This window comes from Zoogloea sp. (assembly GCF_041908905.1).
In the GTDB taxonomy this organism is placed as follows: domain Bacteria; phylum Pseudomonadota; class Gammaproteobacteria; order Burkholderiales; family Rhodocyclaceae; genus Zoogloea.
This window is the reverse complement of sequence record NZ_JAYREK010000023.1, coordinates 1-25,888: the sequence shown is the minus strand read 5'-3', so window position 1 is coordinate 25,888 and position 25,888 is coordinate 1. Positions and strand designations below refer to the sequence as shown.

Below are 25,888 nucleotides of genomic sequence, written 5' to 3'. Positions count from 1 at the left end.
GGTCAGAAGGTGTATTTGGCGTTGAAGGACAGGTAGTCGCGGTCGGCCAGGGTGCGGCCGTCGGCGACGCTGGCCGAACCGATGTAGGTGACGTAGGTGAGGCCCACCTGGAAGTTGCCCAGGTACTTGAAGTCGGCGCCCAGGGTCAGCCGGCGCTCGTCGCGGCCCATCCCGGAGAAGCTGCTGCCGGCCACGTTCTGGGTCCAGATGGCGCGGGTGCTGAGGTCCCAGCCGCTGAACACGGAGGGGTAGTCGAGCATCACGCCGACCCCGGCCAGGCTGGAGCTGCGGGTCTGGCCGTCGTACACGTAGCGCGAGAAGCTGCCGTTCTGTACGCCGCCGCTCACGGTGAGGGTGTCGACACCGGTGATGCGCTGGTGCACCACCTCGCCCAGCAGCGTGGTCTGGTGCGCCAGGGCGCTCGGGCCGAGGATGTACACGAAGTTGGCGTTGCCCTGGAGGTAGCTGCCGCGGGTCGGCGAGCCGTTGTCCAGATACACCGGCGCGCCGTCCCGGTAGCTCAGGTCGCCGCCCACCTGCACCGCGTCGCCGAACTTGGTGCTGGCGCTGACGCCGGTGAGCTTGATGTCCTCGAAGTAGGCCAGCTTGAAATACGGCGCGCTGCCCGGCGAGGCCAGCGCCCCGAAGCGGGGCAGCGACGAGTAGCGGGTGGTGCCGGTGAAGTCGTAGAACATCGCCCCCACCCGGTCGTGATAGCGATAGTGGAAGAGCCCCAGCTCGGTGTTGTCGCTGAGCTGGTAGCGGGCCCCCAGGCCCCACTGGCCGGAGTCCCGCGCCGAGATCTCGCCGGCGTAGTTGGCGACGGCAAAGCTGCGGTCCGGCAGGCTGCCGATCGCGCCGGGCGCCAGCCGGTAGAACTGGGCGCCGGGGCCGAAGTAGTCGCTGCCGAAGTAATCGCCCACCGGGTTGAGGCGGGATTTCTCCCACTTGTACTGGTAGTAGCCGGTCACCGTGAGGCTGTCGGTGAGGCCCAGGCTGGCCGACAGCTGCCCCACCGGCAGGTAGCTCTCCTTGGCCTCGGTGCCGGGCACGTTGAACTTGGTGGCATCCACCGGCACCTGGCCCTGGCTGATGTTGGGCCAGAACAGGCTCTCCCCCCACACCACCGCGTGGCGCCCCAGCTTGACGTTGAGGGGCACCTCGCCGAGCTGCCAGTTGCCATACACGAAGGCCTCCAGCAGGCGGGAGTTCTGGCCGCTCAGGCGGCGGGTGTCGTCCACGAACTCGTTGACCGGGCCGATCTTGTTGACGGTGCCCGCCGAATCGTTGTCGTTGCTGCCCCGGTAAACCGTGTCGTAGAAGGCGCTCCCCCGCAGCATGCCGCCCAGGTTGTCGTGCTTGACCTTGACCTCGCCGAGCACGTTGAGGCGGTTGTTGATGAGGCCGTGGCGCTTGAAGTTGCGGGTGCCGTCGTCGCTGTTGAGGTCGGCCAGGTAGGCCGGCGAGGCGTCCTTGAGGCGCATCGAGCTGGTGTAGCCGACGGTGAGCGAGGTGTCGACGGCGGTCGTCTCGCCCAGCTGGAAGCCGGGGCCCGCCACGGCCGGCAGGCCGACGCCGGCCAGCGCCAGGGCAATCAGCCGGCGTGGATGGCATGGTGTGAAGCGGTGGTGATGGAGCATCGATCAATCCCTCCCTGCATGTTGTTGTTTGCGGAGCGGAAGGCCCGGACAGCCACGCCCTCCGGGCCTTTCGAGGTGACGGCGGAGGGATGCTGCCGATGGTGCACCGCGGGTCGCATCCCCCATTCGGGTGAAACGCCGGGAAGAAGCTCAGCCCAGCGGCACCACGCTGCGCAGCACCCGCCGCAGCAGCTCGGTCTGGCGGGTGACCCCGGTCTTGGCGAAGATGCTGCGCAGCTGGCTGCGCGCCGTGTGGCGGCTGATGTCCTGACGGGCCGCCGCCTCGTCCAGGGTGAGCCCCTCCACCAGCAGCAGGACCAGCGCGCTCTCCGCCCCGGTCAGGCCGAACAGGCTGCGCAGCAGGGCGGGGGAGGCGCCCACCGAGCGCTCGACGTCGCTGATGTGGAGCACCGCCGCCGGACAGGGGCCGTAGTCGGCCCCGCCGGTGGCGGGCACCGGCCGGACCAGCACCCCGAGGTGGGGGCGCCCGGAGGGGCGGGTCAGGGTCATGCCCTCCACCAGCCCGGGCCCCGGGCCGCGCTGGCCCTCCACCCGGGCGACCATCGCCAGTAGCTGGGCCCGCTCGGCCCGCAGGCCGGGCCTCAGCTCCCGGCCCACCAGGCGCAGGCCGTCGCCGGTGGCCAGGATCTCGTCCGCCACCCGGTTGCTGCCCAGCACGTGGCAGCGGCGGTCCACCCACAGCGTTCCCACCGCCAGCCGCTCCAGGGTGCCGGCGTAGAGCCGGCGCTCCCGGTCGGAGCCTTCCATCAGCGCCCGCGCCCGCAGGGCCCGCTTGAGGTGGGGCAGCAGGAGCCCGCACAGGGCCCGCTCCGCCTCCCCGAAGGGGCCGCTGTCGGCGCTCCGGCAGATCCGGAAGCGGCACACCGCCTCGCCCCCCACGTCCAGATCGGCCCCCGCCAGGTGGCGGATGCCCAGCGGCGCCAGGCAGTTGCGGTACACCACGCTGTCCAGCCAGTCCGCCTCCGAGATCAGCGCCTCCACCCCCAGCATGCAGTCGCGGGGCAGATCGACGAAGGGGTCGAGGCCGTGGAGCACGTCGGTGTAGGCCGTCAGCAGGGCGGGCCGGGCCTCGCCCGCAAACAGGATGGGCAGCCCCGGCCCGGCCAGATCGGGCAACAGCACCAGGGAGACGTAGTTGGCCCGCAGCTGCGCCTGCAGCAGCTGCAGGAAGACCTCCCAGGCCTTCAGGTCGAAGGCGCCGTCGTGGATCAGCCCGGTCAGCCGCTCGTAGGTGGAAAAATCCACCCCGGCCCGGGCAAACAGGGCGCCGGCCTCCATCGGGCCGGACGTGAGCGCACGCGACATGGGAAGAAGACCGGACAGAAAGGAGAGGCGCGCAGGTTTGCATGCGGGCGCGCCGCCCTCGTCGTCCGGACGGACGATGAGCGGCCGCGGGGCGGCGCCCGCGGCGCCTCGCCTCGGCCCTGGCAGCGCCCGAGACTGGCGCGCGATGAGCCCCCCGCACGCGGGGCGGGTGGGCCTTATCGGCGTGCGAGCAGCCTCCGCCTCACCTGGCGGGGGTGGCGTTTCCCGAAACCAGCAGATCAAAAACGACGCGGGCAAACCCGGCCGCCTTCTGGGGGTCGGCGAGCAGTTGCAGCATCTGGTTCTGGTGGGCAGCGCTGCTGTCCATGATGGCGTCGTCAATGGCCTTGGCAAAATCGCCGAGCAGGGCCTGCTCGGGGGAGTTGTTTGCGATCTGCTGCATCACCGTCCGGTTTTCGCCGATCTTGTCGCGGATGGTGTAGGCGTAATTCACCATGTCCTTGTCGGTCAGCTGATCGGCCACGAAGATCTCGTTCAGGCGGCTGATGATCTGCGACAGAAACTCTTCCTTCTTGTCCCGGGGTCGCGCCGTGCCCATCCCCTCGCCCGGCTCCAGCTTGTATTCGGCGCCGTCCTGCTTGAGCAGCAGATCCTGCTGGCGGATCTTGGCAACGCGGTAATGGCTGAGCACCACGTTGTCGAGATCGATGTCATCCTCGTCGAGCAGGGCTTCGCGCAGCATCGGGCGCAGGTTGCGGGCATAGAGGCTGAGTTTTTCCAGGCTGGTGTCGTCGTAATCGACGATCTGCGACATGAAGTCGTAGAAGCGCACGAAGCTGCCCAGATCCTTCTTGAAGATCTCCAGCGCGTCCTTCTCTTTCTGGCAGTCCTTCAGGCAGTGCTCGGCGTTGGTGATCAGCACGACGTCGCCGGTCTTTTTGGTGCGCTCGAACATCACGCGAGCCTGCTTGAAGGCCTCGACGGCCGACTTGTAGCGCTGCTGCCAGCGCTGCACCGCCGGCTTGCAGAGGTTGGCAATCGCCGCGTTGCTCTTGTTCTTCACGTAGAAAGCCGCGCAGAACTGCTCCACCTCCTGCCAGGTAAAGATCCCCGCCGCCCGCAGCTTGTCGTACAGGCTGAAGATCAGATTGGGGTCGGAGACATCAGCCAGCTCCGCGGTCTGGTAATAGGGCTGGAAGGCCCCCAGGATGTCCTCCGGGGCGTTGAAGAAATCGAGCACGAAGGTGCCCGTCTCGGCCTTGTTCGGGTAAGTGCGGTTGAGGCGCGACAGAGTCTGCACGCACTCCACCCCGGCCAGCTTCTTGTCCACGTACATCGCACACAGCTTGGGCTGGTCGAAGCCGGTCTGGAACTTGTTGGCGACGATCATCACCTGATAGTCGTCGCTATCGAAGGCCTTGCGCAGGTCGCGGCCCTTGAGCTGCGGGTTCAGGTTGTGCTCGGTGAACGGCTTGCCGACCAGCTCGGCGGCGTTCGGGTCCCGGTCACTGAAGACCACCTCCCCCGAAAACGCCACCATGGCGTGGATCTTCCGGTAGCCCTTGTCGGCAACGTAGGCATCGAAGCACTGCTTGTAGCGCACCGCCTCCTTGCGCGAGCTGGTCACCACCATGGCCTTGGCCTGCCCACCCAGCAGGCCGAGCACGTTGTCGCGAAAGTGCTCGACGATCAGCTTCACCTTCTGGGCGATGTTGTGGTCGTGCAGGCGCACCCACTGGTTGAGCTTGACGCGGGCGCGCTTGCTGTCGACCTCCTGGTCGGCCTCCTGAATCTTCAGCGCCAGTTTGTAGGCCACCTTGTAGTTGGTGTAATTCTTGAGCACGTCGAGGATGAAACCCTCCTCGATGGCCTGGCGCATGCTGTAAACGTGGAAAGCCGCGGGCTTGTTGGTGAGCGACGGCACTTCGCCGGGGCGCGGCAGGCGGCCGAACATCTCCAGAGTTCGGGCCTTCGGGGTCGCGGTGAAGGCGAAATAGCTCAGATTGCCGATGCCCCTGGCCGCGGCGGCGGCCATCAGGTCTTGCTCGTCCACCGCATCCTCGTCGCCTGCGCTGCCCTCGATCAGCAAGACTTCCTTCAGCTTCTTGGCAGTCAGCCCGGTCTGCGACGAATGCGCCTCGTCGGCGATGATGGCGTAGCAACGCGCCTTGAGGCGCGCGCTGTTCTCGATCGCCTTCAACACAAAGGGAAAGGTCTGAAGGGTGACGATGATGATCGGCTGGGCGCCCTCCAGCGCCGCGGCAAGCTTCTCCGATTTCGAGCCCTCGCCTTCCTTGTTGTTGATGCGCCCGACCACGCCGTCGGCGTGCTCGAACTGATAAATGGTGTCCTGCAGTTGGTCGTCCAGCACCGTGCGGTCGGTGACGACGATCACCGAATCGAACAGTTTGCCGCCGTCGCCCTTGTAGAGGGACGCCAGCTGATGCGCCACCCAGGCAATCGAGTTGGACTTGCCCGAGCCGGCGCTGTGCTGGATCAGGTATTTGTGCCCCGGCCCCTCGCGGCGCGCGGCGTCGAGCAATTTGCCCACCACGTCCCACTGGTGATAGCGCGGAAAGATCAGGCTTTCCTTCTTGTACTTGCGGCCTTCCCAGTCCTCCTTGTCTTCGATCTGCAGGTGCACGAAGCGGGCCAGGATGTTGAGCAGGTTGTCCGGCAGCAGCACCTCGTTCCACAGGTAATCGGTGGCGTAGCGGTTCGCGTCGGCGGGCACGTCGTTGCCGGCCCCGCCGTCCGCCGTGCCCTTGTTGAAGGGCAGGAAAACCGTGTGCTCGCCCTCCAGCCGGGTCGCCATGTGCACCTCGTACTGGCTCACCGCAAAGTGCACCAGCGCGCCGCGTTTGAAGCTCAGCAGCGGCTCCGGCTTTTTCGCCACCGGGTCGACGGGCAGGCGGGTCGTCTTGTACTGGCGTATGGCCCGCTCCACCGCCTGCTTGAACTCGGACTTCAGCTCCAGCGTCGCCACCGGCAAGCCATTCACAAACAGCACCAGGTCGATGCGCCAGGCTTTGGCCTTGGCAGCTGCGCTGTGCTCACCCTCGGCCTGACGCGCCTCGCTTGCCCACGGGCTATAGACCAGCTCCGGCACCACGCGCAGGCGGTTCCGGGCGTAGCGGGCCAGGGTGTCCGGGTTCAGATCGTGTTCGGGCTTGAACTGGCACAGCGACAGCCGCGCATTGCGGTCGCGCAGCTCGTGGCGCAGCACGCCCAGGGTGCCAAAGCGGCGGCGGTCGGCGTGGGTGGCGTTGGGGTCGGCCCTGGCCAGCTGGCCGGCGATCAGTTCGAGAAACTTCTGCGCGCTGTCCTTCGGGTGGTTGGCGCAGAAACGCTGCCACTGGGCCGGCTGCGTCTCCTGCACAAAGGCCAGCGCGTCCTCCGGGTAGAGCGCCAGCTCGCGGTTGTAGCGGTCGGAAGCACCGAGCAACCAGCCATTGGCCTGCAATTGCCGGAGGATGTCGTCCTGGAAGATGCGCTCGCTGGCTGGGTCGCTCATGGCTGGGTTCGGGCTGGCGGGGGGAAGGAAGATCAGGCAGCGGCGGGCTGCCAGTCGCGGACGTCGATCTTGCCGGTGACGGCGGCGGAAATCAGGGCGGTGCGGCGTTCTTGCATGAGCTCAATTGCAGAAATTGCTTTGTGGACCAAACGGTCAAATTCGCGCTTCCGCTTGTTGACGTAATCAATGATTGCGTCTTGTTCTTCAGCTGGAGGAACGATCACCGGAAACGCGCCAATCTCGGAACAGGTTATTGCTCCTTTTGTAGAACCCGCCCCTTCAGATTCGTACCGAATTCGCTCGTAGTTTCCTTCAAGCCACAGACACAGGAACTGGTAATTTAGCCGACTGTCGTAGATTGAAATTGCCGCCAGATGCTGGTTAATTGTTGCGCTGATGTTGCAAATGGCTACCCTACCCCGAGTCTGCCCTTCTCCGGTTATCGCCATTACAAGGTCGCCTTTTTCAACCGGCTTTACGCTTGTCTTTAAAAAGGCCAACTCCGTAATGAACTGATCAGCATCTTCAATTACCTCATCATTTACTTTTGAGCTGTTGAGCCAACCGATAGTCCCGTTCTCCCAGAACAACAAGTTGTCGCGGCTCGGTGTAGCGCCGTTAGAAACGCTCGCGTGGTAGCTCAGCTTTGATACGCGCCAGTGCACTGGAACTGTGTCCGCCCACTCCACCCCGGAATCCTTCAGCGGGGCGTTGGGGTCGAGGCCTTTGGTCACGGCATGGCTGATGACCGCCTGGCGCTTTTCCTTGAGCAGTTCGATCAGCCGCTGCTGCCTCTCGATCAGCGCGTCGATCTTCGCGGTTTCGTGGTCGAGGAAATCGGCGATTCGTTTCTGTTCGTCCAGCGACGGACACAGCATTTGCAAACGACGCATTTCATCGAATTTCATTGACTGCCTCAAACCACCCCCCATGCCATAGAAAACTTTGGTCGTATCATAGGAGTGGAGCAAGCGATAAAGATAGCGATCAAGAAACCGAGCCTTTGATGTCAGTTTCAGATAGGCAGAAGTAATAACCCCCTTCTCGTTCGACATACCAACCCGCAGACTTCGTTTGTCATTCTGCAAATCAGTCAGTCGAAGAATAATGTCTCCCGAATCGACAATCTGATAGGTATTAAAGGACTTTGGCAAAAGCCCGTGATTGTCCTCAACGTCTCTACGAATGATTCTTCCGTAACTGAGCGAGAGCACATTACCTTCAGAACCACTATCGTTTTTTTGGATGCCGGTGGTAGCCACAGAAAACAGCGGCGTTACTTGCCAAGAATCCGGAATGTCACCGATCCACTCCACCCCCGAAGCCCGGTACTCCGGATAAGCCTTATACCGACTCATTCCCCTCCCCCCTCGCCCACGTTCGCCAGACAGAACGCGTGCAGTTTCGCCTGCAGCAGCTTCCTGTCCGGCAACTGGTCTGGTACTGAGCGACGCCTCTCGCACCCGCCGCGCGACTTTCTCTTGCCGCTCACGCATGGGCGTGTTTCTCGGGCTCGACCGACAGACGAAGGCCGACCGTCTTCAAAACGGCCAGCAGGGTCTTCAGGGTCGGGTTGCCTTTGGGGGACAGGGCGCGATAGAGCGATTCCCGGCTGATACCGGCTTCGGCCGCAACCGCCCCCAGACCACCGTAGGCTTCGGCCACCGTGCGCAAGGCCAGCAGCCCGGCGGCACGGTCATCGGGGTCGTCAAGCGACTCCATCGCCGCTTTCAGGTATGCGACGGCCAGTTCACGGTCGGCCCGCAGTTCGGCCAGCTCGGCCTCATGGTGAGATACCGCGCCTTTGATCGTGCTCATTCCTGCCTCCGTTTCCATTCAGACCACAGTTCCTTTGCGCGCTTGATGTCGGCCGTCTGGCTTCCTTTGTCGCCACCACACAGCAAAAGCACGACGGTTTTTCCATGCCGACCGCAATACACGCGGTAGCCAGCGCCCACATGTACCCGCAACTCGATCACACCTTCCCCCACCGGCTCGCAGTCGCCAAAGTTTCCGGCCTGCACTTGCCGCAAGCGAATGCGGATGCGCGCTTGTGCGAGCTTGTCGCGCAGGCCGTTCAACCACTCGGTGAAAGGCTCACGTCCGTCATCGCGTTGGTAGCGGAACAGTTCAATCATGCGCTTGAGTGTAGCTTAAAAGCTACTGAAAAATAAGGGCACGGGGCTCACGAATGCACCTCCCTCAGCAGGGCCATGATCTCGGCGCTCACCGCGTCCAGGTCGGCGTCGATCTCTTCGAGCGGGCGCGGCGGCTGGTATTGGTAGAAGTGGCGGTTGAAGGGGATCTCGTAGCCGACGATGCCGATCTCGCCGTCCTGGGCGTCGCGCTTGCCGGCGTCGATCCAGGCATCCGGCACGTGGGGCTGCACTTCCTTGATGAAGTAGGCTTCATTGACCTCATTCACCGGGCGGCCCGGGTCGAGGGCGATGTTCTCGAAGTCGCGCAGGTCGCTGTCGGCCTGGTATTCGACAATGTCCTTGCCCACCGCAAAGAGGCCGTAGAGCGGCGCCGGCTTGCCCTTGTGCAGCTTCTTGACGACCTTTTCGGCGGCGGGGTTCTTCCAGCTCACGGCGTCGGCGAGCTGCTTTTTCTCCTTGGTGTCGAGGCTGACGCCGGCCTGGCTGCCGGCGGCCTTGAGGGTGTCGTCCCAGGTGTTGAAGTCGTCGCATTGGGCCACGCCGATCACCTGCTGCAGTTGCCGGGCCTTGAGGAGGATGCGTTTTTGATTGAGCCAGGTGTCGGCGTCGAGCAAGTCCTTGAGCTGCTTCTCCTTGAGGTCGGCAAAGTGGCGCTTGAGATGGGCGCGAATTTCGTCGGTGTAGGCGGCGAGCTGGCCGTAGTGTTCGCAGTCGTGCGCATCGCTCCAGTGCTCCGCGCCGTACTCGCGGTAAATCCACTGCATGGCGCCATTGAGCGCACCGGGGGCAAAGCGCAGCGCGGCGAGGCGGTCGTCGCTGAACTGCCAGGAGAGGCGCAGGGGGCGCTCGATGGTGATGCGCCGGTAGCCGAAGTCGTGCGCGGCAAAGATCTTGCTGGCGAAGGTCTTGGGGGCCTCGGCCTTGGGATTGGCGGCTTGCCGGCCGCGGCTGCCTTTCGGCTCGGCGGGCCTGTCGAGCGGCCGGGCGTCGACGACTTCAAAGTTGCCAAAGCAGCGGGTGATGGTGGCGATGTCGCTTTCATCCATCACGTTGCGCTTGCTGCCCAGGGATTTGCGCGTCTTGCCGCAGAGGTTCGTGCCGTTGATGAGCTGCACCTTGCCCTTGCGCTCGGCCGTCTTCTTGTTGGACAGCACCCATACGTAGGTGGCGATGCCGGTGTTGTAGAACATATCGGTGGGCAGCGCGACGATGGCTTCGAGCAGATCGGCTTCCAGAACGTAGCGGCGGATCTCCGATTCGCCCGAGCCGGCGCCGCCGGTGAACAAGGGCGAGCCGTTGAGGATGATGCCGATGCGCGAGCCGCCATCCTTCACATCCCGCAGCTTGCTGATGAGGTGCAGCAGGAAGAGCAGGGAGCCGTCGGACACCCGCGGCAGGCCGGGGCCGAAGCGGCCGTCGTAGCCCTTGAGGGTGTGCTCGTCGGTGATGGCACCTTCGATCTTCTTCCAGTCCACACCGAAGGGTGGATTGGAGAGCATGTAGTCGAACCGGCTGGCATGGAGGTGATCGTTGGAGAGGGTGTTGCCGAGCTTGATCTGGCTGACGTCCTGCCCCTTGATCAGCATGTCGGCCTTGCAGATGGCGTAGCTCTCGGGGTTGAGTTCCTGGCCGTAGGCCAGCAGCCGGGCTTGCGGGTTGAGCTCGTGCACGTATTCCATGCCAGCCGACAGGAAGCCGCCGGTGCCGGCGGTGGGGTCGTAAATGCTGCGGATGATGCCGGGCTTGGTGAGCGCCTCGTCGTCTTCCATGAACACCAGCGAGGTGGTGAGGCGCACGATGTCGCGCGGGGTGAAGTGCTCGCCGGCGGTTTCGTTGGAGCTTTCGGCAAAGCGGCGGATCAGTTCCTCGAAGACCAGGCCCATCTCATAGTTGGAAACCGCCTGGGGGCTGATGTCCATGCTGCGGACCTTCTGCACGACCTTGTAGAGCAGGTTGGCGTCGCCCAGGAGGCCGATGAATTCGGCAAACTTGAAGTGATCGAAGATCTCGCGGGCGTCCTTCGAGAAGCACTGGATGTAGCGCTCCAGGTTGGCCTTGATGCCCGCTTCGCCCAGGGTGCCCAGATCCATTGGCGAGGTGTTGAAGAAGCTGAGGCCTTGGGTGGCGCGCAGTAGCATCTTCTCCTGCGCCTCCTCCGGCAGCTTCATCTGCTCGACCACCGGCAGCTGCCGGAGCACGGCCTCCTTGCTCCCGGCGAACACGCACTCGAGCCGGCGCAGGAGGGTGAAGGGCAGGATGATGCGGCCGTACTGGCTCTGCTTGAAGTCGCCCCGGAGCAGATCGGCGAGGGACCAGATGTCGGCGGCGAGGTTATTGGTTTCTTGGGTCATGGTGGTGGCGATGTTCGGGTTCCGGCCGGCTCCGTCTGGCGGGCGGGATGACTCGGGGGGAGCCGAACGGTAGCAGATCAGCGCCACGGGACGATAGCCGCCAAGCCCTGTGCAGTGGCCCGCCCTCGTCGTCCGGACGGACGATGAGCCCGCCCCCGCTCCGCCCGAATAATCCATTCCAGCCTGCCCGGGCTCCGGGCGTCCGTTGCGAGGAATGTGCATGTCCGCAGTCTCCCCTTCCCCCGAATCTGTCGGCGCGGTGCCGCCGGCCCTGCTGGAACGCCCGGAAGACGGCATTGCCGTGGTCCGCCTGCACCGGCCGGAGGCCACCAATGCCCTGAGCCTGGAGCTGCAGGCCCTGCTGTCGCGGCTGTTCGCCGAGCTGGGCGCCGACCCGTCGGTGCGCTGCATCGTGCTCACCGGCGGCGACAAGGTGTTCGCGGCGGGGGGCGACATTCACAGCATGGCCGGCGTCGGCCCGATCGAGATCCACCAGCGCCACACCGAGCGGGTGTGGGCGCCGATCCAGCACTGCCCCAAGCCGGTGATCGCCGCGATCTGCGGCTATGCCTATGGCGGCGGCTGCGAGCTGGCGATGCTGGCCGACATCCTGATCGCCGGCGAGGGCGCGCGCTTCTGCCAGCCGGAGATCCGCATCGGCATCATGCCCGGCATCGGCGGCACCCAGCGCCTGGTGCGGGCGGTGGGCAAGGCCAAGGCGATGCGCATGGCCCTCACCGGGCGGCCGATCACCGCACAGGAAGCCTGGGTGGCCGGGCTGGTCAGCGAGGTGGTGCCCGATGGGGAGGTGATGGGCACCGCGCTGGAGATGGCCCGCACCATCGCCGCGATGCCGCCGCTGGCCGCCGAGCAGATCAAGGAGGTGATCCTGGCCGGCATGGACGCCCCCCTCGAAACCGCGCTGGCCCTGGAGCGCAAGGCCAACGCCCTGCTCTTCGCGTCCCGCGACCAGAAGGAAGGCATGCAGGCTTTCATCGAAAAACGCCCCCCCGTTTCGAGGGGCGCTGAACCCGGCGCCCCGCGAAACGGGGCCCAATCACAACGAGGAAAAACAATGTCCCAACCCCTCTTCCATCTGGACGGCTGCGTGGCCCTGGTGACCGGCGCCGGCCGTGGCATGGGCCGTGGCGTGGCCGAGACCCTGGCCCGCCTGGGCGCCACCGTGGCGGTCAATGACTTCTACCCGGAGCGGGCCGAGGCGGCCGCCGCCGAGATCCGCGCGCAGGGCCTGAAGGCGCTGGCCGCCCCGGCCAACGTGACCGACTACGCGGCCGTCCAGGCCATGGTGGCCCGGGTGAAGGACGAGGCCGGCGTCATCGACATCTACGTCTCCAACGCCGGGGTGCCGACCACCGGCATGGGCTACGCGCGCTTTCTGGAATCCACCCCCGAGGACTGGGAGCGCTTCGTCAAGCTCAACATGTACGGCCTGATGAACGGCTGCCACGCGGTGCTGCCGGGCATGCTCGAGAAGGGCTGGGGCCGCATCGTGGCGATCACCTCGGAGTCGTGGCGGGCCGGGGTGCCGATGGGGATTGCCGCCTATGCCGCCTCGAAGGCCGGGGTGGTGGGCTTCGTGCGCCAGCTGGCGGCGGAGACCGGCCGCAAGGGCATCACCGTGAATGCGCTGTCCCTGGGCACGATGAACAACTGGGAGGGCTCGGATGCGGTGGCCTGCAAGAGCGCCTTCGTGCCCCGCGCCGGCTCGCCGGCCGACGTGGGCGCCGGCGTGGCCTATCTGGCCTCGCGGGAGGCGGAGTGGGTGACCGGCCAGGTTTACGCCCTCAACGGCGGCGCGCTCACCGCCTGACCAGCGCCAACGGGCGGCTCTGCAACGGAGCCGCCCGGGTGGTTTCAGGCAGCTTTCAGGCCGAGGCCGGCTGGCGGTTGAGGGCCTTGTCGTTGGGCGGGTTCATCACGCACCAGGTGCCGGCCGGGTGGTAGATGTAGGGCACGCAGCGGTTGCAGTGGGTGCACCCGGAGCGGGTGGTCTCGCCGCGGCGGAAGCGGTTGACCAGGTTGGGGTCGTGGATCAGCGGGCGGGCCATCACCACCGCGTCGAACCCCTCGGCCATCGCCTGGGCGGCGTTGTCGAGGCTGGAGACGCCCCCCAGGTAGCCCAGCGGCACCCTGACGGCCTGCCGGATGCGGCGGGAATGCTCCAGAAAGTACATCTCGCGGAAGCTCACCTTGGGCACGCCGAGCTGCGAGGCCTTGAGCATCAGGCCGGTGAGCCAGTTGCCGCGCAGCACCTTCTGCATCTCGGCCATGTCGAAGTTGCTGCCGAACATGAACCAGCCGGATTCGATGTTGCGGCCCCCCGAGAGCACCAGCAGGTCGGCGCCGGCGGCCTCGAGGGCCTGGGCGGTGACGATGCCGTCCTCCACCGTGGCGCCGCCCGGCACCCCGTCGGCGACGTTGATCTTGGCGATCACCGCCATCCGGTCGCCCACCGCCGCCTTGACCCGCGCCAGCACCTGGGCCGGAAAGCGCACCCGGTTGAGGGCGCTGCCGCCGAATTCGTCCTTGCGCCGGTTGGAGAGGGGCGAGATGAACTGGTTGAGCAGGTAGCCGTGGCCCATGTGGATCTCCACCGCGTCGAAGCCGGCGTCCCGGCACACCCGGGCGGCGCTCACGAACTGCTCGGTGACCTGCTCCATGTCGGCCCGGTTCATTGCCCGGTGGAACAGGTTGCCGCGCAGGAAGCCGGCCTTGTTGAAGCCGTTCATCGCGCTCATCGTGGCGCCCTTGACGCGGCGCGAGGTGATGAAGGAGCCGCCGTGAGTGATCTGGTACGAAATGGCGCCGCCCTCGGCATGCACCGCGTCGGCCAGGGCCTTCAGCTCGGGCAGGATCCCGGGGCGCAGCCAGACCTGGGCCTGGAGGGTGCGCCCCACGTCGCTGACCGCGCCGTAGGCCACCGTGGTGAGCCCCACCCCGCCGGCCGCCATGGCCCGGTGGTGGTGCAGCAGCGCCTTGCTGGGCGCGTCCTGATAGACCATGCCCTCGTTGGCGCCGGCGCGGATGAAGCGGTTGCGCAGGGTGAGCGGGCCAAGGGTGAGGGGCTGGAAGAGCTTGTCGGTGTCGGTCATGGGCGTTGGGCCAAGAAAAGGTTCGGCGCGGGTCAGGCGGCCTGGCTGACCAGGGCCCGCAGTTCGTTCTTGGCCACCTTGTTGGAGGCATTCACCGGCAGGGCGTCGAAGAAGCGCACGTAGCGGGGCACCTTGTAGTTGGCCATGTTGGCCCGGCTCCAGGCGATCAGGCCGTCCTCGTCCAGCGCCGCGCCGGGGCGGCGCACCACGCAGGCGCAGCCCACCTCGCCCATCCGCTCGTCGGGCACGCCCACCACCGCCACCTGGGCAATCGCCGGGTGGGTGGTGAGGGCGGCCTCGATCTCGGCCGGGTAGCAGTTGAAGCCGCCCACGATGAACATGTCCTTCAGCCGGTCGGTGATGCGCAGGTAGCCCCGCGCGTCGAGGGTGCCGATGTCGCCGGTGTGCAGCCAGCCGTCGCCGTCGATGGTCTCGGCGGTGGCCTCCGGGTTCTCGAAGTAGCCCTTCATCACGTGGAAGCCGCGCAGGCAGATCTCGCCGGGCTCGCCGGGCGGCAGCGGCTGGCCCGTCGGGTCCATGATGCACACCTCGGTGCCGGGGATGGCCTTGCCGCTGGTGCCGGCGATGGTGGCCGCGTCGTCGTCCGGGTCGCAGAGGGTGGCCAGGCCGCCGCACTCGGTGAGGCCGTAGGCGGTGGTCACCACCCGGATGCCCAGCTCGCGGCGCATCCGCTCGATGAGGATCGGCGGGATGGTCGAGGCGCCGGTCACCGCGATGCGCAGGGACGACAGGTCGGCCTCGGCCAGCCGGGGGTGGGCCAGCATCGACAGGTAGAGGGTGGGCGGGCCGGGCAGCGCGGTGATGCGGTCGGCCTCGATGCGCTGGAAGACGGCCTCGGCGTCGAACACCGGGTGGGGCAGGATGCTGGCGCCGGCGATCAGGCAGGTGATCCAGCCGGCCTTGTAGCCGAAGCTGTGGAAGAAGGGATTGACCACCAGGTAGCGGTCGCCCGCCTGCAGCCCGATGATCCGCACGTATTCGGCAAAGGCCCGCAGGGTGGGGGCGTGGGCGCTCATCACGCCCTTGGGCTTGCCGGTGGTGCCGGAGGTGAACATCAGGTCGGCGATGTCGTCCGGGCGCACGGCCTCGGCCCGGGCGCGGGCCTGGGCCAGGCTGACCGCGGAACCGCCGGCCAGGAAGTCCGCCCAGGGCTGGCAGCAGGGCGCGGTGCTGCCGCCGTCCCCCAGCAGCACGATCTTTTCGACGCAGGCCGGGCGCACCGGCGCCAGCAGGGCCGGGTAGTCGGTGCCCAGGAAGGTGCCGACGCAGAACAGCAGGCGGGCATGGCTGCGGGCCAGGATGTCGGCCGCCTCGGCGCCCTTCATGCGGGTGTTGATGGGCACCATCACCGCGCCGGCGCAGTGGATGCCGAGGGCGGCCAGCACCCAGTCGATGCAGTTGGGGGCCCAGATGGCCACCTTGTCGCCGGGCTGGATGCCGTGGGCGAGCAGCGCCCGGCTGACCGCCAGGGCCTGGTCGGGCAGCTCGGCGTAGCTGATGCGGCGGCCCGGCTCCTCGAGGGCCGCGCGGGCGGCGTGGTGGCGGGCCGCGGAAAACAGCAGGGCCGGGATGGTGGAGGCGACGGCGGGGATCGTGGCGTCGTTCATGGTCAGACGCTCATCACGAACTGGCCGCTATCCACCCGCAGCTCCATGCCGTTGATGGCGCGGGCTTCGTCGGAGGCCAGGAACAGCACGGCGGCCGCCACGTCGGCGGGCAGGCAGGCGCGGAACATCGGGTCCACGTCGATGGTGAAGCGGGCCGGATCGAGCCCCGGCGGGTAGGCCGCGGCGCTCATCGGGGTGAGCACGCCGTCCGGGTGCACCGAGTTGCAGCGGATGCGGTATTTCTGGCGCCGGCAGTGGGCCGCCACCGCCCGGCTGAGGGCGGCGATGGCCCCCTTCGAGCCGCAATAGGCGGCGTAGTCGTCCTTGCCCGCCAGACCGGCGATGGACGACATGTTGACGATGGAGCCGCCGCCGCCCGCCTTCATCAGGGCGACGCCCTCCCGGCAGCCCAGGAAGACGCTGTCGGCGTTGATGCGCATCAGGCGCTGCCAGTCGTCCAGGCTGGCCTCCTCGATGGAGCCCTTGATGAGGATGCCGGCGTTGTTCACCAGGATGTCCAGGCGCCCGAAGCGGGTCTGCACCTCGGCGGACACCCGCTTCCAGTCGGCCTCGGAGGCCGCGTCCTGGCGCAGGAACAGCGCGCTGTCACCGAGTTCGGCGGCCAGCGCCCGGCCGGCCTCCTCGGCGATGTCGGTGATGATGACGCGGGCCCCTTCGCGGGCCAGCAGCTCGGCCGTGGCCCGGCCGAGGCCGCTCGCCCCGCCGGTGACCAGGGCCACCTTGTCTTGTACACGTCCTGCCATGTGTGTCTCCTTGGATTCCTGTCGTGGGAGGGCTCAGGCGGCCCCGGCGATGTGGTGGGCGGCGATGTAGCCGAAGGTCATGGCCGGCCCGAGGGTGCCGCCGGCGCCGGGGTAGGCGGTGCCCATCACCGAGGCCGAGGTGTTGCCGATGGCGTAGAGGCCGGGAATGGGGCTGCCGTCCGGGCGGATCACCTGGGCCTGGGCGTTGGTGAGCAGCCCGCCCTTGGTGCCGATGTCGCCGGCGTCCAGGCGCATGGCGTAGAACGGGCCCTTGCCGATGGGGGCCAGGCAGGGGTTGGGCTTCACGTTCACGTCGCCGTAGTAGCGGTCGAAGGGGTTGCCGCCGCGGGCGAAGTCCTTGTCGATGCCGCTGCGGGCGTAGTCGTTCATCTTCTGCACGGTGGCGGCAAGGCCCGCCGCATCCACGCCGATCTGGCCGGCGAGGGCGTCCAGGGTGTCGGCCTTCCAGTACACGGTGTTGAGCCACTCCTTGCGCAGGCGGCTGTCGGGCATCACCTGGCCGGGCATCAGGGGGCCCATCGCGTAGTTGAAGCGGAAGTGGGCGTCGAAGATCACCCAGGCCGGGATCGAACGGCCGCCGGTGGCGGCGTTGTCCTTGTACATGGCGTCCACGAACTCGAGGTAGGGCGCCGCTTCGTTGATAAAGCGCCGGCCCAGGCCGTTGACCACGATGGCGCCCGGGAAGGCCCGCTCGGCAAAGACGCCGCGGGGTTTTTCTTCCTTCGGCACGGCGATGGTGGGCGCCCACCAGCACCACTCCAGCAGGTCGGTGGCGGCGCCGGCGGCCTGGCCGGCCAGCAGCGCCGCGCCGGTATTGCAGCCGGGCGGGGTGGCGCTCCAGCTGGAGCGGGTCGGGTCAGGCAGGTATTTCTCGCGCAGCTGCTGGTTCTGCTCGAAACCGCCGGCGCCGAAGATCACGCCCTTGCGGGCGGTGAGCGTGCGGCGCTGGCCGCCCTGCTCCACCACGATGCCGCGCACCCGGCCGCCCTCCAGCACCAGCTCCTGGAAATCGGTCTTCAGCCACAGGGGCACGTTGCGGTCCATCAGCGAGCGGCGCAGGGAACACACCAGCGCGCTGCCCAGCCCGGCGCGGCGGTCCATGCGGGTCTTGCGGCGCCAGCGCAGATCCAGCTGGTAGCGCAGCATCAGGCCCATGATCTTGAAGCGCCAGCCGCGCTCCTTGGCCATGGCCTTGTGGGCATCGCGGGCAGTCCAGGCGATGCGGCCCATCAGCAGGGTGGAGGGGGACGGGGTGCGCAGGTTCTTCAGCTCGTCACCGAGCAGGCTGGTGTCGAAGAGCTCCGGGTCCAGGCTGCGCCCGCCGGGCAGCGCGCCGGGCAGGTGCTGGTAGTAATCCGGGTATTTGTGGGCCACCGCGTAGCGCACCCGGGACTTGGTCTCCAGGTACTGGATCATCCTGGGGGCATGTTCCAGGTAGGCCAGCAGGCGGCTCTCGTCCACCCGGCCGTTGGTGGCCGCGCGCAGGTAGGTGAGGGCCTTGTCGTGGCTGTCCTGCCCACCCATGCGCTTGAAGTAATGGTTGTTGGGGATCCAGATTCCGCCGCCGGAGATGGCCGAGGTGCCCCCGAACTTGTCGCTCTTTTCCACCACCAGCACCGAAAGCCCCTGGTCGGCGGCGGTAATCGCCGCCGTCATGGCACCGGCGCCGGAGCCGACGACGATGACGTCGAAGGCGGTCTGGGACTGATCTTGTGCGCTCACGCTGGCCTCGCTGAAGTGGGTATCGGCCCCGATGTTCCCGCGGGCGCCCGGCGCGGCCATCGTCAAAGCGGACTAGCTCAATCCGGCCATGAATGAACGGCCCGGTTTAGTTCAATCGGCCGATGCCGGCGGGCGGGCCGCGGGCCACCATCGCGGGCGGGTGACCTCCGTCACCCCGATACCCCTTCAACCGCTTCATCGCCGGAGAGCTCCATGCCCCAACAACAGCCCCAGCCCCGCCGTTTCAGCCCCGCCCGCCCCTGCCCCATCGAGGATGTCCCCCAGTGGGACCTGGAGACCGATGTCGTCGTCGTCGGCTTTGGCGCCGCGGGCGCCTGCGCCGCCATCGAGGCCCGCCGGGCCGGTGCCCGGGTGCGGGTGCTGGAGGTGGCCTCGGCCGGCGGCGGCAGCGCCTCGTGGTCCGGCGGCGAGGTGTATGTGGGCGGCAGCGGCGGCACCAGCGTGCAGCGGGCCCACGGCTTCGAGGACAGCACCGAGGATCTGGCCGCCTACCTGATGATGGCCGGCGGCCCCGGCGCCGACGGCGAGCGGGTGGATGCCTACGCCCACGGCGCGGAAGCGCATTTCCGCTGGCTGCAGGACCAGGGCGTACCCTTCAAGGGCAGCTACCTCCCCGGCAAGTGGATCGAGCCCACCACCGACGACACCCTGCTGTGGTCCGGCAGCGAGCAGGCCTGGCCCTTCCGCGACAAGGCCCGCCCGGCGCCCCGCGGCCACACCGCCCAGTTCGTGGGCTGGGGCGGCGGCAAGGTGCTGATGGAGAAGCTGTGCGCGAAGGCCGCCGAGCTGGGGGCCGAGGTGCACACCGACAGCCGCGCCCTCACCCTGATCCTCGACCGCACGCACGCGGTGGTCGGCGTGGTGGCGCGCATGGATGGCGCCGAGAAGTTCATCCGGGCCCACAAGGGCGTCATCCTGTGCGCCGGCGGCTTCATCCTCAACAAGGAGATGCTGGCCCGCTTCACCCCCGGCGCGCTGGCCTGCAACAAGGAGGTGTCCGGCGGCAACGACGACGGCTCGGGCATCCGGATGGGCATGGCGGTGGGCGGCGCGGCCATCCACATGGACCAGTTCTTCGCCACCGTGCCCTTCTTTCCGCCGGCCTCGCTGGTCAAGGGCATCTTCATCAACGGGCGCGGCGAGCGCTTCATCAACGAGGACGCCTACCACGGCCGGGTCGCCCACTACGTGCTGCGCCAACCCGAGGGCAAGGCCTGGCTGCTGGTGGATGACGAGATCTTCGGCCGCCCGGTGATCAAGCCCGACGTCACCGTGGCGGCGGTGGGCGAAACCTGGGACGAGGTGGAGGCGGAGCTGGGGTTGCCGGCCGGCAGCCTGGTGCACACCGTGAGCACCTTCAACGAACAGGCCGCCGCCGGCCGCGACCCCTTCTTCCACAAGGCCCCCGACTGGCTGCGCCCGCTCACCAAGGCGCCCTTTGCGGCGATCAGCTACTGCCGCACCGACCTGGAGGCCCACGCCTTCACCCTCGGCGGCCTCGCCACCCGCCCGAGCGGCGAGGTGCTGGATGCCGACGGCCAGCCGATCCGCGGGCTGTACGCCGCGGGCCGCAGCGCCTGCGGCCTGCCGCGCTGGGGCGAGGGCTACAGCTCCGGCCTGTCGCTGGGGGATTCGACCTTCTTCGGCCGCATGGCCGGCAAGGCGGCGGCGGACGCCTGACGGCCGTGGCGGGTGCCAGCCCGAACCGGGCCGGCACCGGGGCTCGGTCAGCCCCTGGGCATGCCGAGGCCGCGCTCGGCGATGATGTTGAGCTGGATCTCGTTGGTGCCGGCGTAGATGGTGTCGGCGCGGGAGAAGAAGAACACCTGCTGCAGGCGGCGCAGCGGGTCTTCCTCGGCCTGGAGGTCGCCGGCCGTGCCCATCACGTCCATCGCCAGCTCGCCCAGCCGGCGGTGCCAGTTGGACCAGGCATACTTGTACACCAGCGCCTCCGGCCCCACCGCCGCCTCGCCCCGGGCGAAGATGCGCAGGGCGTTGGCGCGCAGGGTCCGCAGGCCGATCCAGGCGTCGGCGATGCGACGGCGGATGGCCGGGTCCTGGTCGGCGCCGCCCGCCCGGGCCGCGTCCACCAGCAACTCCAGCTCGTGACTGAAGTGCATCTGCTGGCCCAGGGTGGACAGGCCCCGCTCGTAGCCGAGCAGCGCCATGGCCACCTTCCAGCCGTCGCCGGGCGCGCCGACGATGCAGTCGGCGGCGGTGCAGGCGCCGTCGAAGAACACCTCGTTGAACTCGGCCTCGCCGGTCATCTGGCGGATCGGGCGGATCTCCACGCCGGGCTGGTCCAGCGGCACCAGCAGGAAACTCAGCCCCTCCCGCCCCACGCTGCCCGGCGTGCTGCGGGCGATGACGAAGATCCATTCGGACTCGTGGGCCAGGGAGGTCCACACCTTCTGGCCCTGCAGGTGCCACTTGCCATCCTCCAGCCAGCAGCGGGTGCGGATGGCCGCCAGGTCGGAGCCGGCGCCGGGCTCGGAATAGCCCTGGCACCAGAACACCTTGCCCTCGCGGATGCCGGGCAGGAAGCGCGCCTGCTGCTCGGGGGTGCCGAAGTCGATCAGGGTGGGGGCCATCAGCGTCTCGCCGATGTGGCCCATCCGGCCGGGGCCGCCGGCGCGGGCGTACTCCTCGTGAAAGGCCACCTGCAGCGACACCGGCAGTTCGCGGCCACCGTGGGCGCGGGGCCAGCCCAGGCCGATCCAGCCCCCCGAGGCCATCACCTGCTCCCACTCCCGGCGCAGCTCGGAGTGGGCGGTTTCGTCACCGGGGCCACCCCGGTGGCGCAGCACTTCAAAGCGGCCGGTCAGGTGGCGGGCCATCCAGTCGGCCACTTCGGCCCGAAAGGCCATTTCTTCCGTCGTACTCATGCGCTATTCCTCCGGCCGAGCAGGCTGTCGGCCACCGCGTCACGCCAGGCGTCGGGGGTGCCGAACCACTGGCTGCCCCACTGGGCGCGCTTGAAATGAAGTTGAGGGTCGTATTCCCAGGTGAAGCCGACCCCGCCGTGGAGCTGGATCGCCTCCGCCGCACAGAAGCGATAGGCCTCGGCGGCCTGCACCCGGGCCACGGCGATTTCGTCCAGGGCCAGCGCCCCCTGCAGGCCGCCACCGGCCGCGAGGGCGCCGCCGAGGGCCGAGCGGGCCCCTTCGAGCTTCACCATCATCTCGGCGCAGCGGTGCTTGACGGCCTGGAAGGCGGCCACCGGGCGGCCGAACTGCTGGCGTTCCCTGGTGTAGGCCACCGTCAGCTCGATGCAGCGCGCCGCCCCGCCCACCTGCTCGGCGGCCAGCAGCAGGGCCGTGGAGGCCAGCGCGGCGGCCAGCCCGTCGGCCAGCGCGCCGGGCGCATCGAGCCGCGCCTCGGCGCCCAGGCGCACCCCCGCCAGCTGCCAGCGGGCCTGGGGACGGCTCAGGTCCCACGCCGCCAGCGGGCTGCGGGTGACGCCGGCGAGCCCGGCCGGCACCTCGAAGAGGCCCATGCCGCCCTCGTCGAGGCGTGCCACCACGAAGGCCGTGTCGGCGGTGTCGCCGTCCAGCACCTGCGGGGCGCTGCCGTCGAGCACCCAGCCGTCACCGTCGCGGCGGGCGTGGATCTCCAGCCCGGCGGGCGTGACGAACGGCGACAGGCCCGGGCCGGCGATCACCGTGGCGATACAACGCCCCTCCGCCAGCGCCGGCAGCAGGCGCCCGGCCGCCGCCTCGCTGGCGCAGCGCACCAGCAGCGGGTGGGTCAGCGCCACGCCGGAGAACAGCGGCGAGCGCGTGAGCTGGCGGCCGCTCTCCTCCAGCAGCACGGCCGCCTCGGCAAGGCCCAGCCCGAGGCCGCCGAAGGGCTCCGGCACGATGACGGCGGTCCAGCCGAGCTGGGCGATGCCCTGCCAGAGGGCCGGGTCGCCGTCGCGGCCGTCGCGGGCGTTGGCATGCTCGGCCAGATAGGCGGCTGCGGTCTCCTGGAGCGCGCGCTGCTCCTCGGTCAGGATCGCGCTCACGGGGTGACCTGCGCTTCCATCGCCGCCAGGAAGTGCTCGCCATAGGGCGGCAGCATCCCCCACTCGCGGCGCGGGTCGTAGGCGGGCGCCTTGAACACGGTGCGCACGTGGCTGAACTCGATGAAGCCCTCGCGCCCGTGGTAATGGCCCATGCCGGAGGCGCCGACCCCGCCGAAGGGCGCGTCGTGCATCGCGGCGTGGAACATGGCTTCGTTGATGGTGACCCCGCCGGAGAGGGTGTGGTCCAGCACCCGCTGCTGCTCGGCGGCGTCCTCGCCGAAGTAGTACAGGGCCAGCGGACGCGGGCGGCCGTTGATGTGGGCGATGGCCTCGCCGACCTCGTCGTAGCCCTGCACCACCACCGCCGGGCCGAAGATCTCCTCTTCCATGATGCGCGCCCCGGCCGGCGGGTCGATGACGATCCGCAGCGGGCAGCGCCGGCCGGCCACCGGCTCGGCGGGGCTGGACTCGACGCGGGCGCCGCGGGCGACGGCGTCGGCCAGGTAGCCCTCGACGCGGGCCAGGTGGCGCTCATTGACCACCGCGGTCAGGTCGGCGTTGCCCGCCACCGTGGGGAAGAAGCTGGCGAAGGCGTCCTTGAGGGCCGCCACGAAGCCCTCGAGCTGCTCGCGGGCCACGTAAACCACGTCCGGATTGACGCACAGCTGGCCGGCGTTGGCGGCCTTGGCGGCGGCGATGCGGAAGGCGGCGGTGGCCAGGTCGGCGCTGCGCCCGACGATGGTCGGCGACTTGCCGCCCAGCTCCAGTGTCACCGGCACCAGGTTGGCGGAGGCGTTGCGCATGATGGCCTTGCCGACCTCGGTGCTGCCGGTGAACACCAGGTGGTCGAAGGGCTGGGCGCTGACCGCCGCCCCCATCTCGGGCCCGCCGGTGACGGCCGCCACGTCGAGCGGGTCGAACATTTCGGCGACCGCCTCGGCCACCACCCGGGCCGTGCGCGGCACGATCTCGGAGGGCTTGAGGATGGCCCGGTTGCCGGCCGCCAGGGCGTAGGCCAGGGGCGCGAAAAGCGTGAACAGCGGCGCGTTCCAGGTGCCGATGATGCCCACCGAGCCCTTGGGCTGGTACTGCACCCAGGCCTCGGCCCCAAACTGGTCGTAGGGCATGAAGGGCTGGCGCTTCTCGGCGGCCATCCACGGCTCGAAGTGGTCCCGCGCGTGCTTGAGGGAGGCCAGCGAGCCCAGCACGTCGTTCATCAGCGAGAAGCCCGGATGGCGCCCCCCGAAATCCTCGTCCATGGCCGCGACGAGCGGCTTGTGATGCTTGACGAGCAGGTCGATGGCCGTCTGGATGCGGCGGCGGCGGGTGGCCGCATCAACGGCACCCGCGGCGGTGAAGGCCTGTTTCTGGGCCGCCAGCAAGGCGGCCAGGGCTTCGGGAGTGTGGTCGTGTGTGCTCATGGTCTCCGGATCACCTCGATCGGGTTGGGGTATGGGAATGATGGGGCCTGCGCCGCCCGGTGGCGGGGCCGGCGTTGCGTCCGCCCGCCGGGAGTGCGGGCGAACGGACCCGTGCCTGTTGGCCCGCAACTTAACAAGCGGCGCAAGGCGCTCCATCGTCCGATTGGATGAGGCCCGCCCCCGCCCGCCGCTAGTCCGTTGGGACGATGCCCGCGCCGGATGCGCTATCGATACTCTGGCCATGACTCACCGCCCCAGCGAGGCATGACATGACCCAAGCCAGCTTTGATCCTCAGGCCTTCCGGGCTGCCCTCGGCACCTTCACGACCGGGGTCACGATCATCACCACCCGCGCCGCCGACGACGCGCCCGTCGGGATCACCGCCAACAGCTTCAACTCGGTGTCCCTCAACCCGCCGCTGGTGCTGTGGAGCCTGGCCAAGACCGCCAAGAGCCTGCCGGCCTTCGAGGAAGGCACGCACTGGAACGTGCATGTGCTGGCCGCCAGCCAGGAGCCCCTGTCGGGCCGCTTCGCCTCCCAGGGCGCCGACAAGTTCGCCGGGCTGGCGCTGGACCTCGGCATCAGCCATGCGCCGCTGATCCCCGGCTGCACCGCCCGCTTCCAGTGCCGCACGGCCTTCCGCTACGACGGCGGCGATCACGTGATCTTCGTCGGCGAAGTGCTGGCCTACGACCGCAGCGACGAACCGCCCCTGGTCTACCAGGCCGGCCAGTACGCCATCGCCGCCCGCAAGCCGCGGCAGGAGGTCCGCCTGGGGGCCACGCCGCCCCCGGAGTGCAGCTACACCGAGGATCTGCTGGGCTACCTGCTGGGCCGCTCCCACTACCAGATGCTGTTCGCCCTGCGCCGGCTGCTGGCGAGCCACGCCCTCGACGAGCCGGCGTTCTTCATCCTGTCCACGCTGAGCGTGCGCGACCGGCTGACCCTCGACGAGCTCAACGGGATCATCGGCTACACCGGCTTCACGGTGACCGCCCCCCAGCTGGCCGCCCTCGAGGCCCAGCGCTACATCGCCCGCGAACCGGACGGCGAGGCGCTGCGTTTCGTGCTGACCGCCGACGGCCGCGAAGCCTCCCTGCGCCAGATCGCACACGCCAAGGCGGTGGAGGAAGACCTGGTGGATGCGCTGGGCGTCGGCGACGTGATGGCCCTCAAGCTGCTGCTCAAACGCCTGATCGCCAGCACCGACCCCGGCCTGCCCGACCTGTGGGCACCCGCCGCCGCACCGGCGGCCGTGGCCTGAGCCCGTTCCCGCCCATCGGATCCCGTCCGACGCCGTTCGATCCCCTCTTCAACCTTGATGCACAGGACTCGCCCATGCCCCTGATCGATCGCTTCACCCTCAACAACCAGGTGGCCCTGGTCACCGGCGCCGGCCGCGGCATCGGCCGGGCCATCGCCCTGGCCTACGCCGAGGCCGGCGCCGACGTGGTCTGCGCCGCCCGCACCCTGGCCGACGTGGAAGCCGTGGCCGGGGAAATCCGCGCCCTGGGGCGCCGGGCCCTGGCGGTGGCCTGCGACGTGAACGACCCCGCACAACTGGCGGCCGCGGTGAGCGCCACCCTCTCCGGGTTCGGGCGCCTCACCCACCTGGTCAATAACGCCGGCGGCGCCGGCCCCAACGACCCGCTCAAGCTGTCGCCCCAGCGCTTCGACGAGATCCTGCGCTTCAACGTGGGCAGCGCCTACGCGCTGACCCAGCTGTGCGTGCCCGCGATGCGCGAGGCCGGTGGCGGCAACATCATCAACATCACCTCGGGCGCCGCCCGCTACGCCCAGCGCCACTTCAGCGCCTACGGCGCCGCCAAGGCCGCCCTGACCCAGCTCACCCGCCTGCTGGCCCAGGACTTCGCGCCCCAGGTGCGGGTCAATGGCATCGCGCCGGGCCCCATCCTCACCGCCGCCCTCGACCGGGCCCTGCCCGCCGACATGCGCGAGGGCATGGTCCGCAACACCCCCCTGCAGCGCCTCGGTGAAACCGAGGATATCGCCGCCGCCGCCCTCTACCTGGCCACCCCCGCCTCCGGCTGGGTCACCGGCAAGATCCTCGAGGTGGACGGGGGCGCAGAATCCAGCGTCTGGCCGGGCTGAACCCCAACCGGGCCGGCGCCACGCCGGCACCCGACCGACACCCCGGCGCGGGGGGGGGGGCCCCCCCCCCCCCGCCCGGGGAGGGGGGGCGCCGCCACCACCCCCCCCGGGGCGCCCCCCCCCCCCCC

General features: G+C 68.7%; 18 protein-coding genes. 4 read left to right on the top strand and 14 right to left on the bottom strand.

Annotated elements, in window-relative coordinates; all coding sequences use genetic code 11:
- Nucleotides 1-2 precede the first annotated feature (2 nt).
- From ACE3OU_RS12760 to ACE3OU_RS12730, 7 genes are all read right to left on the bottom strand, one after another.
- On the bottom strand, nt 3-1,640 hold the full coding sequence (locus ACE3OU_RS12760; protein WP_374241936.1) for a DUF1302 domain-containing protein: 1,638 nt from the start codon (nt 1,638-1,640) through the stop codon (nt 3-5).
- Between the two features lie 150 nt (nt 1,641-1,790).
- Nucleotides 1,791-2,966 carry a helix-turn-helix transcriptional regulator gene (locus ACE3OU_RS12755; RefSeq protein ID WP_374241935.1) on the bottom strand — a complete coding sequence of 392 codons (1,176 nt, stop codon included), beginning with the start codon at nt 2,964-2,966 and terminating at the stop codon, nt 1,791-1,793.
- A gap of 202 nt (nt 2,967-3,168) precedes the next feature.
- A complete protein-coding gene (locus ACE3OU_RS12750; protein ID WP_374241934.1) occupies nt 3,169-6,441 on the bottom strand; it encodes a type I restriction endonuclease subunit R in 3,273 nt (1,090 codons plus the stop codon).
- Nucleotides 6,442-6,473: 32 nt separating this feature from the next.
- Nucleotides 6,474-7,937: a restriction endonuclease subunit S gene (locus ACE3OU_RS12745; protein ID WP_374241933.1), complete on the bottom strand. Its 1,464-nt coding sequence runs from the start codon at nt 7,935-7,937 to the stop codon at nt 6,474-6,476.
- Nucleotides 7,930-8,259, bottom strand: a complete 330-nt coding sequence (locus ACE3OU_RS12740; RefSeq protein ID WP_374241932.1) for an addiction module antidote protein — start codon at nt 8,257-8,259, stop codon at nt 7,930-7,932. Before ACE3OU_RS12740 ends, ACE3OU_RS12745 begins: the two co-directional genes overlap by 8 nt.
- Nucleotides 8,256-8,579, bottom strand: coding sequence for a type II toxin-antitoxin system RelE/ParE family toxin (locus tag ACE3OU_RS12735; protein ID WP_374241931.1), 324 nt, complete (start codon nt 8,577-8,579; stop codon nt 8,256-8,258). Before ACE3OU_RS12735 ends, ACE3OU_RS12740 begins: the two co-directional genes overlap by 4 nt.
- A gap of 47 nt (nt 8,580-8,626) precedes the next feature.
- Nucleotides 8,627-10,951: an N-6 DNA methylase gene (locus ACE3OU_RS12730; RefSeq protein WP_374241930.1), complete on the bottom strand. Its 2,325-nt coding sequence runs from the start codon at nt 10,949-10,951 to the stop codon at nt 8,627-8,629.
- Between the two features lie 220 nt (nt 10,952-11,171).
- Between ACE3OU_RS12730 and ACE3OU_RS12725 the strand changes: the two genes are divergently transcribed.
- Nucleotides 11,172-12,782 carry an SDR family NAD(P)-dependent oxidoreductase gene (locus ACE3OU_RS12725; RefSeq protein ID WP_374241929.1) on the top strand — a complete coding sequence of 537 codons (1,611 nt, stop codon included), beginning with the start codon at nt 11,172-11,174 and terminating at the stop codon, nt 12,780-12,782.
- Nucleotides 12,783-12,837: 55 nt separating this feature from the next.
- Here the strand turns inward: ACE3OU_RS12725 and ACE3OU_RS12720 are convergent, their stop codons facing one another.
- The 4 genes from ACE3OU_RS12720 to ACE3OU_RS12705 are packed head-to-tail and all read right to left on the bottom strand — an operon-like array spanning nt 12,838 to nt 18,199.
- Nucleotides 12,838-14,064 carry an NADH:flavin oxidoreductase gene (locus ACE3OU_RS12720; RefSeq protein WP_374241928.1) on the bottom strand — a complete coding sequence of 409 codons (1,227 nt, stop codon included), beginning with the start codon at nt 14,062-14,064 and terminating at the stop codon, nt 12,838-12,840.
- A 32-nt stretch (nt 14,065-14,096) separates the two neighbouring features.
- Complete coding sequence (locus ACE3OU_RS12715) at nt 14,097-15,692, bottom strand: FadD3 family acyl-CoA ligase (RefSeq protein ID WP_374241927.1); 1,596 nt, start codon at nt 15,690-15,692, stop codon at nt 14,097-14,099.
- Nucleotides 15,693-15,694: 2 nt separating this feature from the next.
- The gene (locus ACE3OU_RS12710) at nt 15,695-16,456 is read right to left on the bottom strand and encodes a glucose 1-dehydrogenase (RefSeq protein ID WP_374241926.1); all 762 of its coding nucleotides are present in this window, start codon (nt 16,454-16,456) and stop codon (nt 15,695-15,697) included.
- A 33-nt stretch (nt 16,457-16,489) separates the two neighbouring features.
- The gene (locus ACE3OU_RS12705; RefSeq protein WP_374241925.1) at nt 16,490-18,199 is read right to left on the bottom strand and encodes an FAD-dependent oxidoreductase; all 1,710 of its coding nucleotides are present in this window, start codon (nt 18,197-18,199) and stop codon (nt 16,490-16,492) included.
- Between the two features lie 213 nt (nt 18,200-18,412).
- On the opposite strand from ACE3OU_RS12705, the gene ACE3OU_RS12700 reads away from it, so the two are divergent.
- A complete protein-coding gene (locus tag ACE3OU_RS12700) occupies nt 18,413-19,900 on the top strand; it encodes an FAD-dependent oxidoreductase (protein ID WP_374241924.1) in 1,488 nt (495 codons plus the stop codon).
- A gap of 47 nt (nt 19,901-19,947) precedes the next feature.
- On the opposite strand, the gene ACE3OU_RS12695 is transcribed toward ACE3OU_RS12700, so the two are convergent.
- The 3 genes from ACE3OU_RS12695 to ACE3OU_RS12685 are packed head-to-tail and all read right to left on the bottom strand — an operon-like array spanning nt 19,948 to nt 23,647.
- Nucleotides 19,948-21,105 (bottom strand): acyl-CoA dehydrogenase family protein, encoded by a 1,158-nt coding sequence (locus tag ACE3OU_RS12695; RefSeq protein ID WP_374241923.1) that lies wholly within the window; start codon nt 21,103-21,105, stop codon nt 19,948-19,950.
- Nucleotides 21,102-22,226 carry an acyl-CoA dehydrogenase family protein gene (locus ACE3OU_RS12690; RefSeq protein WP_374241922.1) on the bottom strand — a complete coding sequence of 375 codons (1,125 nt, stop codon included), beginning with the start codon at nt 22,224-22,226 and terminating at the stop codon, nt 21,102-21,104. The genes ACE3OU_RS12695 and ACE3OU_RS12690 overlap by 4 nt, the downstream gene beginning before the upstream one ends.
- Entirely contained in the window at nt 22,223-23,647 is a 1,425-nt protein-coding gene (locus ACE3OU_RS12685; RefSeq protein WP_374241921.1) for an aldehyde dehydrogenase family protein, read from the bottom strand. The genes ACE3OU_RS12690 and ACE3OU_RS12685 overlap by 4 nt, the downstream gene beginning before the upstream one ends.
- A gap of 269 nt (nt 23,648-23,916) precedes the next feature.
- Here ACE3OU_RS12685 and ACE3OU_RS12680 point away from each other — a divergent pair, with 269 nt between their 5' ends.
- Nucleotides 23,917-24,912 carry a flavin reductase gene (locus tag ACE3OU_RS12680; RefSeq protein ID WP_374241920.1) on the top strand — a complete coding sequence of 332 codons (996 nt, stop codon included), beginning with the start codon at nt 23,917-23,919 and terminating at the stop codon, nt 24,910-24,912.
- A 74-nt stretch (nt 24,913-24,986) separates the two neighbouring features.
- A complete protein-coding gene (locus ACE3OU_RS12675) occupies nt 24,987-25,760 on the top strand; it encodes a glucose 1-dehydrogenase (protein ID WP_374241919.1) in 774 nt (257 codons plus the stop codon).
- Nucleotides 25,761-25,888: the final 128 nt, after the last annotated feature.